The 13,739-nt window shown below is 70.5% G+C and carries 14 protein-coding genes; 1 reads left to right on the top strand and 13 read right to left on the bottom strand.

What is annotated here, in order from left to right; all coding sequences use genetic code 11:
• Window positions 1–8: 8 nt before the first annotated feature.
• Window positions 9–512, top strand: coding sequence for a transcriptional regulator BldD (gene bldD / locus ACFZB3_RS41250; protein ID WP_293993121.1), 504 nt, complete (start codon window positions 9–11; stop codon window positions 510–512).
• A 290-nt stretch (window positions 513–802) separates the two neighbouring features.
• Here bldD and nusB read toward each other — a convergent pair whose 3' ends face one another.
• The 13 genes from nusB to ACFZB3_RS41185 all read right to left on the bottom strand — a co-directional run bounded on the left by nusB (window position 803) and on the right by ACFZB3_RS41185 (window position 13,687).
• On the bottom strand, window positions 803–1,234 hold the full coding sequence (nusB, locus tag ACFZB3_RS41245; protein WP_189264621.1) for a transcription antitermination factor NusB: 432 nt from the start codon (window positions 1,232–1,234) through the stop codon (window positions 803–805).
• A gap of 2 nt (window positions 1,235–1,236) precedes the next feature.
• A complete protein-coding gene (efp, locus tag ACFZB3_RS41240) occupies window positions 1,237–1,803 on the bottom strand; it encodes an elongation factor P (RefSeq protein WP_181803274.1) in 567 nt (188 codons plus the stop codon).
• Between the two features lie 52 nt (window positions 1,804–1,855).
• Window positions 1,856–2,962 (bottom strand): M24 family metallopeptidase, encoded by a 1,107-nt coding sequence (locus ACFZB3_RS41235; protein WP_391386435.1) that lies wholly within the window; start codon window positions 2,960–2,962, stop codon window positions 1,856–1,858.
• A 181-nt stretch (window positions 2,963–3,143) separates the two neighbouring features.
• Window positions 3,144–3,965: a Pro-rich N-terminal domain-containing protein gene (locus tag ACFZB3_RS41230; protein ID WP_391386433.1), complete on the bottom strand. Its 822-nt coding sequence runs from the start codon at window positions 3,963–3,965 to the stop codon at window positions 3,144–3,146.
• Window positions 3,966–4,107: 142 nt separating this feature from the next.
• Complete coding sequence (gene aroB / locus ACFZB3_RS41225; RefSeq protein WP_391386430.1) at window positions 4,108–5,199, bottom strand: 3-dehydroquinate synthase; 1,092 nt, start codon at window positions 5,197–5,199, stop codon at window positions 4,108–4,110.
• Complete coding sequence (locus ACFZB3_RS41220) at window positions 5,196–5,678, bottom strand: shikimate kinase (protein ID WP_391386735.1); 483 nt, start codon at window positions 5,676–5,678, stop codon at window positions 5,196–5,198. Before ACFZB3_RS41220 ends, aroB begins: the two co-directional genes overlap by 4 nt.
• A gap of 32 nt (window positions 5,679–5,710) precedes the next feature.
• Window positions 5,711–6,895 carry a chorismate synthase gene (gene aroC, locus ACFZB3_RS41215; protein WP_391386427.1) on the bottom strand — a complete coding sequence of 395 codons (1,185 nt, stop codon included), beginning with the start codon at window positions 6,893–6,895 and terminating at the stop codon, window positions 5,711–5,713.
• 166 nt (window positions 6,896–7,061) lie between these two features.
• Entirely contained in the window at window positions 7,062–7,901 is an 840-nt protein-coding gene (locus ACFZB3_RS41210; protein WP_391386424.1) for a shikimate dehydrogenase, read from the bottom strand.
• Entirely contained in the window at window positions 7,882–9,612 is a 1,731-nt protein-coding gene (mltG, locus tag ACFZB3_RS41205; protein ID WP_391386421.1) for an endolytic transglycosylase MltG, read from the bottom strand. The genes ACFZB3_RS41210 and mltG overlap by 20 nt, the downstream gene beginning before the upstream one ends.
• 123 nt (window positions 9,613–9,735) lie before the next feature.
• A complete protein-coding gene (gene ruvX / locus ACFZB3_RS41200) occupies window positions 9,736–10,200 on the bottom strand; it encodes a Holliday junction resolvase RuvX (RefSeq protein WP_361291074.1) in 465 nt (154 codons plus the stop codon).
• Between the two features lie 14 nt (window positions 10,201–10,214).
• Complete coding sequence (alaS, locus tag ACFZB3_RS41195) at window positions 10,215–12,887, bottom strand: alanine--tRNA ligase (RefSeq protein WP_391386418.1); 2,673 nt, start codon at window positions 12,885–12,887, stop codon at window positions 10,215–10,217.
• Complete coding sequence (locus tag ACFZB3_RS41190) at window positions 12,887–13,234, bottom strand: hypothetical protein (RefSeq protein WP_391386415.1); 348 nt, start codon at window positions 13,232–13,234, stop codon at window positions 12,887–12,889. The genes alaS and ACFZB3_RS41190 overlap by 1 nt, the downstream gene beginning before the upstream one ends.
• Window positions 13,235–13,246: 12 nt before the next feature.
• Window positions 13,247–13,687, bottom strand: a complete 441-nt coding sequence (locus ACFZB3_RS41185) for a DUF948 domain-containing protein (RefSeq protein WP_391386734.1) — start codon at window positions 13,685–13,687, stop codon at window positions 13,247–13,249.
• Window positions 13,688–13,739: the final 52 nt, after the last annotated feature.

The following is a 13,739-nucleotide window of genomic DNA, read 5'->3' as shown; positions in this document are numbered from 1 at the left end:
GGAGCTATATGTCCAGCGAATACGCCAAACAGCTCGGGGCCAAGCTCCGGGCCATCCGCACCCAGCAGGGCCTTTCCCTCCACGGTGTCGAGGAGAAGTCCCAGGGTCGCTGGAAGGCCGTGGTGGTCGGTTCGTACGAGCGCGGCGACCGTGCCGTGACCGTACAGCGCCTTGCAGAGTTGGCGGATTTCTACGGGGTCCCCGTGCAGGAGCTGCTGCCCGGCACGACCCCCGGCGGAGCCGCCGAGCCCCCGCCGAAGCTGGTCCTCGACCTGGAGCGGCTGGCCAACGTGCCGGCCGAGAAGGCGGGACCGCTCCAGCGCTATGCGGCGACCATCCAGTCCCAGCGCGGTGACTACAACGGCAAGGTGCTGTCGATCCGCCAGGACGACCTGCGCACACTGGCCGTCATCTACGACCAGTCCCCCTCGGTGCTCACCGAGCAGCTGATCAGCTGGGGCGTCCTGGACGCGGACGCCCGCCGCGCGGTGGCCACCCACGAAGAGGCCTGACCCGCACAAAGACTGAGCAGAAACGTGCCGCCGGGGTGGCTGGAACTCGATTGAGCTCCGGTCGGCCCGGCGGTTCTTTTTGGGATCAGAGGCGCGAGCTCTCGGCGCAGGGCAACGACGACGCCCCCCAGGGGCGCTGGGGGTACCCCCGGCCGAAGGCTGGGGGAGGAACTGCGCGATAAGCCACACACGGCCGTCAGCCGCCCCGTCACCGCACCATCCGACCATTGGGCGCATGAAACGCCGGAGGGCTTGCAGCGAGCGCTGCAAGCCCTCCGGCGTTCGTCGGCTCACGCCTCCCGGCGAAGGGACGGCTTCAGCTCCTTCAGACGCCCCAGGAGCCCGTTCACGAACGAGGGCGACTCGTCCGTGGAGAACTCCTTCGCGAGCTGCACCATCTCGTCGAGGACGACGGCGTCCGGCGTCTCGTCGACCCAGATCAGCTCGTACGCGCCCAGGCGCAGGATGTTGCGGTCGACGACCGGCATCCGGTCCAGCGTCCAGCCCACCGCGTACTGGGCGATCAGCTCGTCGATCCGCTTCGCGTGCACGGCGTAGCCCTCGACCAGCTGCATCGTGTACTCGCTCACCGGCGGCTGCCGGGTGTCGTCCCGGGACAGCCGGATCCAGTCCGCGAGCACGGTCAGGACGTCGGCCCCGCGCTGGTCGCCCTCGAAGAGGATCTGGAAGGCGCGCTTGCGGGCCGTGTTGCGGGCAGCCACGGTTAGCTGTTCACCCGGCCGAGGTAGTCGCTCGTGCGGGTGTCGACCTTGATCTTCTCACCGGTGGTGATGAAGAGCGGGACCTGGATCTGGTGGCCGGTCTCCAGGGTGGCGGGCTTGGTGCCACCGGTGGACCGGTCGCCCTGGACGCCCGGCTCGGTCTCCTGGATGGTCAGCTCGACGGCGGCCGGGAGCTCGACGAAGAGCACCTCGCCCTCGTGCTGGGCGACGACGGCCGTGAAGCCCTCGATCAGGAAGTTCGCGGCGTCGCCGACGGTCTTCCGGTCGATGTGCAGCTGGTCGTACGTGTCCATGTCCATGAAGACGAAGTAGTCGCCGTCCATGTACGAGAACTGCATGTCGCGCTTGTCGACAGTGGCCGTCTCGACCTTGACGCCGGCGTTGAAGGTCTTGTCGACCACCTTGCCGGACAGCACGTTCTTGAGCTTGGTGCGCACGAAAGCGGGGCCCTTGCCGGGCTTGACGTGCTGGAACTCGACGACGGACCACAGCTGGCCGCCTTCGAGCTTGAGCACCAGGCCGTTCTTGAGGTCGTTCGTGGAAGCCACGGTTGCGGAATCTCCTGGACTGACGTGGACGACCCCGGGGCACGCACCTTGGCTAGAGTGCGAGCAGCTCCTTGGTCGTGATGGTGAGTAGCTCGGGTCCGCCGTCCGCCTCGGGGCGTACGACGAGCGTGTCATCGATCCGGACGCCGCCCCGGCCCGGGAGGTGGACCCCCGGTTCGACGGTGACCGGCACGCAAGCGTCCAGTTTACCCATGGCTGAAGGGGCGAGCTGCGGGTCCTCGTCGATTTCGAGTCCGACGCCGTGTCCGGTGAGGGGCTGGAGGCCTTCCGCGTAGCCCGCGGAGTCCAGTACCTGCCGGGCGGCGCGGTCGACGTCGCGGTAGGCGGCGCCGGGCACGAGGCTCTCCCGGCCGGCCCGCTGGGCGGCGAAGACCAGGTCGTAGAGCTCGATCTGCCAGTCGGCGGGCGAGGTGCCGATGACGAAGGTACGGCCGATCTCGCACCGGTAGCCGCGGTAGGCGGCGCCGAGGCAGACGGAGAGGAAGTCGCCCTCCTCGACCCGCCGGTCGGTGGGGCGGTGGCCACGGCGGCCGGAGTTCGGGCCGGTCGCCACGGAGGTGGGGAAGGCCGGACCGTCGGCGCCGTGGTCGACCAGGCGGCGCTCCAGCTCCAGGGCGAGGTGCCGTTCGGTGCGGCCGACGAGGATCGACTCCAGCAGCTCGCCCAGGGCCTGGTCGGCGATCTCGGCGCCGATGCGGAGGCAGGAGATCTCCTCCTCGTCCTTGACGACCCTGAGCTGCTCGACGGCGCTGCCGAGGTCGGTCAGGCGGAGGTGGGGGGCGACGGAGGCGAGGGCGCGGTGCCGGGCCACGGTGAGGTGGTGCTCCTCGACGGCGAGGACGTCGGCGTCCTGGGCGGCGGCGAGGTCGGCGGCGGCCACGGCGGGGTCGCCGCCGGGTCCTGCCAGCAGGTGCGGCCGCAGGGCCTCGTCGGGGCGGGCCTCGCCGGGGCGGTCGTCCAGCGGGCCGGGGCAGACGAGGAGGTCCTCGCGTCTGCCGAGGAGCAGGACGGAGCCGGTGGGTGCGGCGCCGGCGAGGTATCTCACGTTGGCCGGGTGCGAGATGACGGCGGACTGGCTGCCGGCCGCGTGGCAGCGTTCCCTCAGCCTGGTTCGGCGGGCCGCGTACACGTCTGACATGAGTCGAGCGTAGGAGGGGTGGGCGTTTTGTGCCGGTTGGGAGGGGCCGAGTGGGGTGGCTGGGCGCCGTTGCCGGGTGCGGGTCCGTGGGTTTTTTGCGCAGTTCCCCGCGCCCCCAAGAACAAGAACAAGAGCAAGAGCAAAGACAAGAAAGACAAGAAGGTGGGTGCGGTCCCGGTCGTTACCAGGTTGGGGGGCTGGCTATCGCGCGGGCCAGGACCTCGTCTAGGACCCTCGCCGTGCCCGGGACGTCCAGTTGGGAGTTGTCGATGATCGGGAGGCCCGAGCCGTACCAGCCCGCCATGCGGCCGTGGATGCGGGCCACCTCCTCGTCGGTGAGGCGGCGGTTGCCCGTGCGTTGTGCGTTGCGTTCCAGGACGATGTCGAGGCCCGGGAGGAGGACGACCGGGAGGAGGCCGGGGCCGACGTGGCGCTTCCAGCCGCCGAGGCCGACGACCGGGCGGTCCGGGAAGACCGCGTCGTCGAGGATGCACGAGATGCCGTTGGCGAGGAAGTTGCGCGCGGCGAAGCCGCAGGTGCGACGGGCGAGGCGGTACTGAGCCTCGGAGTGGTCGTTCCACCCGGACTGGGGGTCGGCGAAGCCGGAGCGGACCCATTCGCGGACGTCGTCGAGGCTGATGTGGGCGGTGGGGACCCGCCGGTGGTCGGCCCAGAACTTCGCCACGCTGGTCTTGCCCGCGCCGGCCGGACCGATCAGGAGGACCGCCAGGGTGGTGGTCGTCGGGTCGGGGACCGCGGCGGGGGGCGGGGCCGGCATGCCCACCGGGGCGCCCGGCGGCAGCGGGACGTGGCCCGTGGTGTCGGGCGGCGGCGGGGCCGAGGGAAGCGGCGGGAGCGGCGGCTGCGGGGGCGCCGGCGGAGGCGGTGGCACGGGCGCGGCGCCCTGAGGTGCTCCCGGGTGCTGTGCGGCCGGCTGCCAGCCGGTCGGTCCCTGCCCCGGCTGGTGGGGCGGCGGCAGCGGAGATCCCACTGCGTGCTGCATCCGGTGCCACTCCGTCTCGTCATGTTCGGCTGCGCTCGTTACCGAACGGTACCGCCCCCGGTGGTCGTTTGGTGAAACGGCCGGGGGCGGTCCGAAGTGCCCGTGCCACGTGGCGAATCGGGCGGAAGGAACAGCGGCGGACCTACTGCCCGACCTCGCCGTAGGCGGCGAGCAGCACGGCCGGGTCCGGGCCCTCCAGGACGGTCGGCTTGGCGAGGCCGTCCAGGACGATGAAACGGAGCAGGTCGCCGCGGGACTTCTTGTCGACCTTCATCGTCTCGACCAGCTTGGGCCACTGGTCGTAGCGGTAGTGCAGCGGGAGGCCGACGGACTCCAGGACCGTGCGGTGGCGGTCGGCCGTCGCGTCGTCCAGACGGCCGGCCAGCCGTCCCAGCTCGGCGGCGAAGTGCATGCCGACGGCGACCGCGGCGCCGTGCCGCCACTTGTAGCGCTCGTTCTTCTCGATGGCGTGGCCGAGCGTGTGGCCGTAGTTGAGGATCTCGCGCAGACCCGATTCCTTGAGGTCGGAGGAGACGACCTCGGCCTTCACCCGGATGGAGCGCTCGATCAGCTCGGCCGTGTGCGGGCCGGCCGGGGTGCGCGCGGCCTCGGGGTCGGACTCGATGAGCTCCAGGATCGCCGGGTCGGCGATGAAGCCGGCCTTGATGATCTCGGCGAGTCCGGAGACGTAGTCGTTGACCGGGAGCGAGTCGAGAGCGGCCAGGTCGCAGAGGACGCCCGCCGGGGGGTGGAAGGCGCCGACCAGGTTCTTGCCCTCGGCGGTGTTGATGCCGGTCTTGCCGCCGACCGCCGCGTCCACCATCGCGAGGACGGTGGTGGGGACGGCGATCCAGCGGACGCCCCGCAGCCAGGTGGCGGCCACGAAACCCGCGAGGTCCGTGGTCGAACCGCCGCCCACGCCGACGACGACGTCGGTGCGGGTGAAGCCGGACTGCCCGAGCGCCTTCCAGCAGTAGGCGGCGACCTCGGCGGTCTTGGCCTCCTCGGCGTTCGGCACCTGGATGGCAACGGCCTCGTAGCCCTGCCCGGCCAGGTCGGCGCGGAGCGCGTCGCCGGTCTCGGCGAGCGCCTCGGGGTGGATCACGGCCACCCGCTTCGCCCTGTCCCCGATCAGCCCGCCCAGCTCGCCGAGGAGCTGACGGCCCACCAGAACCTCGTACGGCTCGGTGCCCGCCGTGCCGCCGACCTGGATCCGGGTGACTGCCTCGCTCATGCTTCCTTCAACTCCAGTGCGTCCAGGGCTGCTTGGGTGACCTCTTCGGGCGTACGGCCGTCGGTCGGTACGACGGCCGTGGCGACCCCCTCGTACAGGTGCCGCCGCGCCTCCATCAGCTCGCGCCACTGCTTGCGCGGGTTGACGGCGAGCAGTGGCCGGGCCGCGTTCAGACCGGTGCGCTTGACGGCTTCCTCGACGTCCATCGAGAGGTAGACCACCGTGCGGCCGGCGAGCAGACCCCGGGTCTCCTCGTCGAGGATCGCGCCGCCGCCGAGCGCGAGGACTCCCTCGTGCTCGGCCAGCGCCACCCGCACCGCCCGCTTCTCGATCGCCCGGAAGACCGGCTCGCCCTCGGCCACGAAGATGTCGGCGACGGTGCGGCCCTCGGCGGCGACGATGTCCTCGTCGGTGTCCCGGTAGCCGACCCCGAGCCGCTCGGCCAGCAGCTGCCCGACCGTGGACTTGCCCACGCCCATCGGCCCTACCAGCACCACCCTCGGTGCGCCGGTCACCGGATCGCCAGGTTCTCGAGGTAGGACCGGACGTTCCGCCGGGTCTCGGGGACCGAATCGCCGCCGAACTTCTCCGCGACCGCGTCCGCCAGGACCAGCGCGACCATCGCCTCCGCCACGATCCCGGCCGCCGGAACGGCCGACACGTCCGAGCGCTGGTGATGGGCCTGGGTGGCCTCGCCGGTCGCCACGTCCACGGTCTGCAGGGCCCGCGGGACGGTCGCGATCGGCTTCATCGCGGCCCGGACGCGGAGCAGTTCACCGGTGGAGAGGCCGCCCTCGGTGCCGCCGGCCCGGCCGGAGACGCGCCGGATGCCCTCGGGCGTGCCCACGATCTCGTCGTGCGCCTTCGAACCCGGCACCCGGGCCAGCTCGAAGCCGTCGCCGATCTCGACGCCCTTGATCGCCTGGATGCCCATCAGGGCGCCGGCCAGCCGGGCGTCCAGCTTCCGGTCCCAGTGCACGTGCGAGCCCAGGCCGACCGGGACGCCGTACGCCAGCACCTCCACCACACCGCCGAGGGTGTCGCCGTCCTTGTGCGCCTGGTCGACCTCCGCGACCATCGCCTTCGACGCGTCCGCGTCCAGGCAGCGCAGCGGGTCGGCGTCCAGCCTCGCGACGTCCGCCGGGGTCGGGTACACACCCTGCGGAGCCTTCACCGAGCACAGCTCGACGACATGCGAGACGATCTCGATCCCGGCCGTCTCCTTCAGGTACGACCGGGCCACCGCGCCCAGCGCCACCCGGGCCGCGGTCTCCCGCGCCGAGGCCCGCTCCAGGACCGGCCGCGCCTCGTCGAAGCCGTACTTCTGCATGCCGGCCAGGTCGGCGTGGCCCGGACGGGGCCGGGTCAGCGGGGCGTTGCGGGCCAGTCCGGCCAGGACCTCCGGGTCGACCGGGTCGGCCGCCATGACCTGTTCCCACTTGGGCCACTCGGAGTTGCCCACCATGATCGCGACCGGGGAACCGAGGGTCAGGCCGTGCCGGACACCACCGAGGAAGGTGACCTCGTCGCGCTCGAACTTCATGCGCGCACCGCGGCCATAGCCGAGCCGCCGCCGCGCCAGGTGGTCCGCGACCATCTCGGTCGTGATCGGCACGCCGGCGGGAAGGCCCTCCAGCGTCGCGACAAGTGCGGGACCGTGGGACTCACCCGCGGTCAGCCAACGCAGCCTGCTCAACGATGCTCCTCAGTGCTCGCGCCCTGGTACTGCCCTGCGTACGCGCGTCCTCGCGTACGGCGACGGCCGACCGGGTGCGCGGGCCCCGGTCCGTCATGTCCGATCCTCCCACGTCCGGGCCCTGGACCCGGCGCCCGGTCCAGCAGACGGACGCGGATCCGTCAGGTCAGCGCTCGGCGAGCGCCTTCTCCCCGGCCCTGCGCATCTCGTCCAGCGGGGCCGGCGTACGGCCGGTCATCTGTTCGACCTGGAGGACGGCCTGGTGCACCAGGAGGTCGAGGCCGCTGACGACGGCGCCTCCGAACATGGACCAGCGGGCCGCCAGGGCGGTGGGCCAGGGGTGGTAGAGGACGTCGAAGAGGGTGGTGGGGCGCTCGGGTACGGCGGCGGCGAGGGCGTCGGTGGTCCCGGCCGGGGTGGTGGCGATCACCAGGGGGGCGTGCAGGGCCTGCTCGGCGTCGGCCCAGTCGGCGGTGCGGACCTCGACGTCGAGGCGCTCGCCCCAGTGCCGCATCTCGGCGGCGCGTTCCTCGCTGCGGACGTAGGCGACGACCTCGCCGGTGCAGATCCGGGCCAGCGCGGCCAGCGCGGAGGAGGCGGTGGCGCCGGCACCGAGGATCGCGGCGGAGTCGACCTGTTCGATGCCGTGCTCGCGGAGCGCGGCGACCATGCCCGGGATGTCGGTGTTGTCCCCGATGCGTCGGCCGTCCTCCGTGAACACGACCGTGTTGACCGCGTCGACCGAGGCGGCCGTCTCGCTGATCTCGTCGACCAGCGGGATGACCGCCCGCTTCAGCGGCATGGTCAGCGACAGCCCGGCCCACTCCGGCCCCAGCGTCCCGAGGAAGCCGGGCAGTGCGGCCTCGTCGACCTCGAAGCGCTCGTACGACCAGTCGGTGAGCCCGAGTTCGTCGTACGCGGCCCGGTGCAGCACCGGGGAGAGGGAGTGGGCGATGGGCTTACCGAGCACGGCGGCCCGGCGGGCATCAGTTGCCCGAGTTGGCATTGAACTTTTCCTTGAGCTTCTCGAATTCGGCGTTGGTCTTGGCGAATTCGGTGTTGTTCACGCCGTCGGTCGCCACGAAGTACATCCAGCCGTCGTCGGTCGGATTCAGCGCCGCCTTCAGTGCGTCCTCGCCGGGGTTGCCGATCGGACCGGGCGGAAGGCCCTTCTGGGTGTACGTGTTGTAGGGGTCCCTGTTGCTGTTGATCTCCGACTCGCTGATGTGGATGTTGCTGGTGCCCTTCAGGTAGTTGAAGGTCGAGTCGAATTGCAGCAACTGGTTCGTCTCGGTGTTCGTGGACTTGAGACGGTTGTAGACCACCTCCGCCATCTTGCGGAAGTCGTCATGCGTCTTTCCTTCGGCCTGGACGAGGCTCGCGACCGTGATGACCTGCAGCGGGCTGTCGAGGTCGTACTTCTTGGCCTCCGCCGCCAGGTCGTAGGTGGCGTACTCCTCCTTGGCCGCGGCGACCATCTGTTTCAGGATCGCGTCGGGCTTCATGCCCTTGGCCGCGGGATAGGTACCCGGGTAGAGGAATCCTTCCAGCGGGTCCATGATCTTGCTGTTGGTGTTCGCGTAGCTCGGCAGACCGAGGTTCTTGTATTCGGCCTTGGCAACCTTTTTCGAGGTGCCGGCGGAAAGGCCGAGTTTCTTGTCCAGGGACACGTAGACGGCCGCCGCGCGCTCGCCCGGGGTGACCACCACATTGGCCTGGCTCTTCGGGTCGAGCATCAGCAGCACGCAGCTGGCGGCGGACATCTCCTTCTTGAGGGTGTAGGCGCCCGCCTGGATCGTGTCGCCCTTCGGGTTCTGCGTCTGCGCGTGGACGAACGCGTCGACGCTCTTGACCACACCGGCTTCCTTCAGCCGGCGGCCGATCTCGTACCCGCCCGCGCCCTTGGGGATCTGGACGGTCACGGTCTCGCCGGAGCCGCTGCCCGCGTAGTCCGGGGCCGCGCCGAAACGATTTTGGTAGAAGTGCCAGCCGTAGTAGGCGACGGTGGCCGCACCGCCGCCGAAGACCAGGCAGACCACCAGGCAGGCGCAGCCGCTGCGGCGCTTCTTGGCGCCCTTGCCGCCTTTGGCGTCCTTGCCGCGGCCACCACCGCGACGTCCTTTCGGGTCGTCGTCCCCGTCCTCGTCATCGTCGTCGGCGCCGGTGAAGAAGGGGTGCTGCTCCTCTTCCTCCTCGACGGCGGGCTCGGGCTGCGGTTCCGGCTCGGGGCGCCGGCGGCCGGGCGGCTCCGGGGGCGGGTAGGCGTCCTCGGTGCCGTAGAAGTCCGGCTGCTCCGTGCCGTAGGCCACGGGCTGCTGGCCGTAGGGGTCGCCCGGGTCGGCCGCGTAGGGGACGTGGCCGTGGGTACCGGTCGCGTCCCAGGTGCCCTGGTGGTACTGCTGCGGGGCATGGCCCACGTACTGCTGGTCGTACTGCGGCTGGCCGTGCCCGTGGATGTGCTGGCCGTGTCCGTCGGTGTACTGGAGCTGGCCCTGTTCGTCGTAGTACGGGTACTGCTGCTGGTCGTACCCGCCCTGCTGATGCTGGCTCCAGTCGCCGTACTGCTGCTGCGGCTCCTGCGGGTAGTGCTGCGGCTGACCGCCGTAGGGGGACTGCTGGCCCACGTGGGGCTGCTGTCCGCCCCATCCGTCGTCCCCGTACAACGGGTCCTCCGGATGCCACGGTTCGGAGCCTGGGCCCCGGCCATACTCAGTCATCGATCCCCTAGAGCCGCGAGGCGGCGCGTCACGCGGCTGGTGGGCCGACTGACCGTTCCGCCTCTTGCTGTGCGGTGGCTGTTCGAAAACCATCGCATCGCGCGGAACGTTACCGTATCGCGATCAGATGACTACTTCGACGCCCTCGCCGGGTGGTTTACCTGACACCCGTTCGGATTCCAGCGCCTGCTGGAGGATGATCACAGCGGCAGCCTGGTCGATGACCGAGCGCCCCTTCTTCGACTTCACCCCCGAGGCCCGTAGCCCCTGACTGGCCGTCACGGTCGTCATCCGCTCGTCGACCAGCCGGACCGGCACCGGCCCGATGCCCTTGGCCAGCTCCTGGGCGAAGGCCCGGACCTTGACCGCGGCCGGGCCCTCGCCCCCCTTGAGGGAGCGCGGGAGTCCGACGACGACCTCGACCGGTTCGTACTCCTCGACCAGTTGCCGCAGCCTGCGGTGGGCCGCCGGGATGTCCCGGCCGGGGACCGTCTCGACCGGGGTGGCGAGAATCCCGTCGGGGTCGCACGAGGCGACCCCGATCCGGGCGTCCCCGACGTCGATCGCGAGTCGACGTCCTCTGCGCATTTCCGACCGTTTCCTTACTTGGCGGTCTCGGTCACGAGGCGTTCGACAGCGTCGATGGCCTCGCCGACCGCGGCCGGGTTCTGGCCGCCGCCCTGGGCGACGTCCGGCTTGCCGCCACCGCCGCCGCCGAGCGTCTTGGCGGCGGTGCGGACCAGGTCACCGGCCTTGAGACCGCGGTCGCGGGCGGCGTCGTTGGTGGCGATGACCGTGAGCGGCTTGCCGTTGTTGACCGTGAACAGGGCCACGACCGCGGCGCGTCCGCCCTGGATGCGGCCGCGCACGTCCAGGACCAGCTTGCGCAGGTCGTCCGGGGTCGTGCCGTCCGGGACCTGGCCGGTGACGACGGCGATCCCGCGGACGTCCTTGGCGGACTCGACGAGACCTCCGGCGGCCTGCAGCACCTTCTCCGCGCGGAACTTCTCGATCTCCTTCTCGGCGTCCTTCAGCTTGCCGAGCATGGCGGAGACCTTCTCCGGGAGCTCCTCCGGACGGCCCTTGATCAGCTCCTGGAGCTGGGCGACGACCGTGTGCTCACGGGCCAGGAAGTTGTAGGCGTCGACACCGACGAGGGCCTCGATACGGCGCACGCCCGAGCCGATCGAGGACTCGCCGAGCAGCTTGACCAGGCCGAGCTGGGAGGTGTTGTGGACGTGGGTGCCGCCGCACAGCTCCTTGGAGAAGTCGCCGATGGTCACCACGCGGACCCGCTCGCCGTACTTCTCGCCGAACTCGGCGATGGCGCCCTGCTTCTTGGCCTCGTCGATGCCCATGATGTCGGCGCGCACGTCGAGGTCGCGGGCGAGCACCTCGTTGATCTTCTGCTCGACGTCGGTCATCACGGCCGTCGGGACGGCGGACGGCGAGCCGAAGTCGAAGCGGAAGCGGCCGGGCTGGTTCTCGGAACCGGCCTGGGCGGCCGTCGGGCCGAGGGCGTCGCGCAGGGCCTGGTGGGTGAGGTGGGTGGCCGAGTGGGCGCGGGCGATGGCGGTCCGGCGGCGCGAGTCGATCGAGGCGTGGGCCTTGGCGCCCACCGTCACCTCGCCGACCTGGACGACGCCCTTGTGGACGTAGACGCCCGGGACCGGCTTCTGGGTGTCGCGGATCTCGATCACGGCACCGGTGTCGACCTTGATCCGGCCGGTGTCGCCGATCTGGCCGCCGCCCTCGGCGTAGAAGGGGGTGCGGTCCAGGACGATCTCGACCTCGTCGCCCTCGGAGGCGGCCGGGGAGGAGACGCCGTCGACGAGGATGCCGACGATCGTGGTCTCGCCCTCGGTGTCGGAGTAGCCGATGAAGTCGGTCTCGCCGGTCTTGTCGGCGATCTCCCGGTAGGCACCGGCACCGGCGTGGCCGGTCTTCTTGGCCTGGGCGTCGGCCTTGGCGCGGTCCCGCTGCTCCTTCATCAGGCGGCGGAAGCCGTCCTCGTCCACCGAGAGGCCCTGCTCGGCGGCCATTTCGAGGGTGAGGTCGATCGGGAAGCCCCAGGTGTCGTGGAGCAGGAACGCCTTGTCGCCGGCGAGGACCGAGCCGCCGGACTCCTTGGTCTCGGTGACGGCGGTGTCGAGGATGTTGGTGCCGGCCTTCAGCGTCTTGAGGAAGGCGTTCTCCTCGGCGACGGCGACCTTCTCGATGCGCTCGCGGTCGGTGACCAGCTCCGGGTACTGCTGGCCCATCATCGCGATCACGGTGTCGATCAGGTCCAGGACGACCGGGCCGGTGGCACCGAGCAGCCGCATGTTGCGGATGGCACGGCGCATGATGCGGCGCAGGACGTAGCCGCGGCCCTCGTTGCCGGGGGTGACGCCGTCGCCGATGAGCATGACCGACGTACGCATGTGGTCGGTGACGACCCGCAGCGAGACGTCCGAGGCGTGGGACTCGCCGTAGTGGACACCGGTCAGCTCGGTGGCCTTCTTGATCACGGCCATGGAGGTGTCGATCTCGTACATGTTCTGCACGCCCTGCAGAATCATGGCGAGGCGCTCCAGGCCGAGGCCCGTGTCGATGTTCTTGCTGGGCAGTTCGCCGAGGATCTCGAAGTTGTCCTTGCCGATGCCCTCGCCGCGCTCGTACTGCATGAAGACCAGGTTCCAGATCTCCACGTACCGCTCGTCGTTGACGGCGGGGCCGCCCTCGACGCCGAACTCGGGGCCGCGGTCGTAGTTGATCTCGGAACACGGGCCGCACGGGCCGGGGACGCCCATGGACCAGTAGTTGTCCTTCATGCCGAGGCGCTGGATGCGCTCCTTCGGCACGCCGATGACGTCGTGCCAGATGCGCTCGGCCTCGTCGTCGTCCTTGTAGACGGTGATCCAGAGCTTCTCCGGCTCCAGGCCGTAACCACCCTTGTCCTGGGGCGTGGTGAGCAGCTCCCAGGCGTACTTGATGGCGCCTTCCTTGAAGTAGTCGCCGAAGGAGAAGTTGCCGCACATCTGGAAGAAGGTGCCGTGCCGGGTGGTCTTGCCGACCTCTTCGATGTCGGGGGTGCGCACGCACTTCTGCACGCTGGTGGCGCGCGCCCACGGCGGCTTGACCTCACCGAGGAAGTAGGGCTTGAAGGGCACCATGCCGGCCGGGACGAGGAGCAGAGTCGGGTCGTCCGCGATGAGCGACGCCGAAGGGACGACGGTGTGACCGCGCTCCTCGTAGAAGCTCAGCCAGCGGCGGCGAATCTCGGCCGACTCCATCAGTGGTCCTCATTCCGGTTGTACGAGTACGTCGTCCTGTCATCGGCGTACTTCGGGTTGCTGCGGTTCTCGATGGCGGCGAACCGCCGGGGCGCGGGGAGTTCGGGGTCCGCGCCGATACCGAGCGCGTCGCCCAGCTCTTCCTCCCGCTGGGCCATGTTGTCGCGGACGTCGAGCGCGAACCCGATCGCCCGGTCCTTGATCCGGTGGCCGGTCTCCAGGGCCTTGTTCGCGGCGGTGGCGGCGAGGCTCTCCGGGGTCAGCTGCTTCAGCTTGCGGTTGACCTTGGTGGTGGCCCACACTCCGGCGGCGACACCGGTGGTGAACCAGAACGTACGGCGGAACATATGGCCTGGCTCCTACTTTCCCCGGTTCTTCCGCCGGGCGGCGGGGACGGTCCGGCCCACGATCACCGTACGCCCGGGCTCCTTCACGGGCACGTCCGCCTTGCGGCCGGCCAGCGCCCGGCGCACGCCGTAGCCGAAGGCCGCGACCTTGACCAGCGGGCCGCCGAAGGTGGAGGCGACCGTGGTGGACAGCGCGGAGGCGTTGGAGGTGACCTCCTGGACGTCGGAGGCGATCGCGTCGACCCGGTCGATCTGGGTCTGCGCGGAGCGTACGGCCGCGGAGGCGTCGGCGAGCAGCGGGACGGCCTGGTCGGTCACGTCCGCCACCAGCTTGGTGGTCGCCCTGAGCGTCTGGGCCAGCCTCACGAGAGCCACCGCGAGGAAGGAGACCAGGATCGCCCAGAAGACGGCCACCAGGATCCCGGCCACCTCTCCACCGGACACCGCGTGCACCCGCTTCCCGCTCTTCCGCGAAATCAATTGAGCACTGAGCCTATCGCGCGGG

The organism is Streptomyces sp. NPDC008092, assembly GCF_042957285.1.
Taxonomy (GTDB): Bacteria; Actinomycetota; Actinomycetes; order Streptomycetales; family Streptomycetaceae; genus Streptomyces.
Note: the sequence above shows the minus strand (reverse complement) of the source record. Positions and strands in the feature narration are given on the sequence as shown.

Excerpts from the sequence above, each read along its gene's own strand:
- bldD (WP_293993121.1), top strand. The coding sequence starts at position 9 with ATGTCCAGCGAATACGCCAAACAGCTCGGGGCCAAGCTCCGGGCCATC.
- ACFZB3_RS41235 (WP_391386435.1), bottom strand. The coding sequence starts at position 2,962 with ATGTCAGACGTGTACGCGGCCCGCCGAACCAGGCTGAGGGAACGCTGC.
- ACFZB3_RS41230 (WP_391386433.1), bottom strand. The coding sequence starts at position 3,965 with ATGCAGCACGCAGTGGGATCTCCGCTGCCGCCGCCCCACCAGCCGGGG.
- aroB (WP_391386430.1), bottom strand. The coding sequence starts at position 5,199 with ATGAGCGAGGCAGTCACCCGGATCCAGGTCGGCGGCACGGCGGGCACC.
- ACFZB3_RS41220 (WP_391386735.1), bottom strand. The coding sequence starts at position 5,678 with ATGGGCGTGGGCAAGTCCACGGTCGGGCAGCTGCTGGCCGAGCGGCTC.
- ACFZB3_RS41210 (WP_391386424.1), bottom strand. The coding sequence starts at position 7,901 with ATGCCAACTCGGGCAACTGATGCCCGCCGGGCCGCCGTGCTCGGTAAG.
- mltG (WP_391386421.1), bottom strand. The coding sequence starts at position 9,612 with ATGACTGAGTATGGCCGGGGCCCAGGCTCCGAACCGTGGCATCCGGAG.
- ruvX (WP_361291074.1), bottom strand. The coding sequence starts at position 10,200 with ATGCGCAGAGGACGTCGACTCGCGATCGACGTCGGGGACGCCCGGATC.
- alaS (WP_391386418.1), bottom strand. The coding sequence starts at position 12,887 with ATGGAGTCGGCCGAGATTCGCCGCCGCTGGCTGAGCTTCTACGAGGAG.
- ACFZB3_RS41190 (WP_391386415.1), bottom strand. The coding sequence starts at position 13,234 with ATGTTCCGCCGTACGTTCTGGTTCACCACCGGTGTCGCCGCCGGAGTG.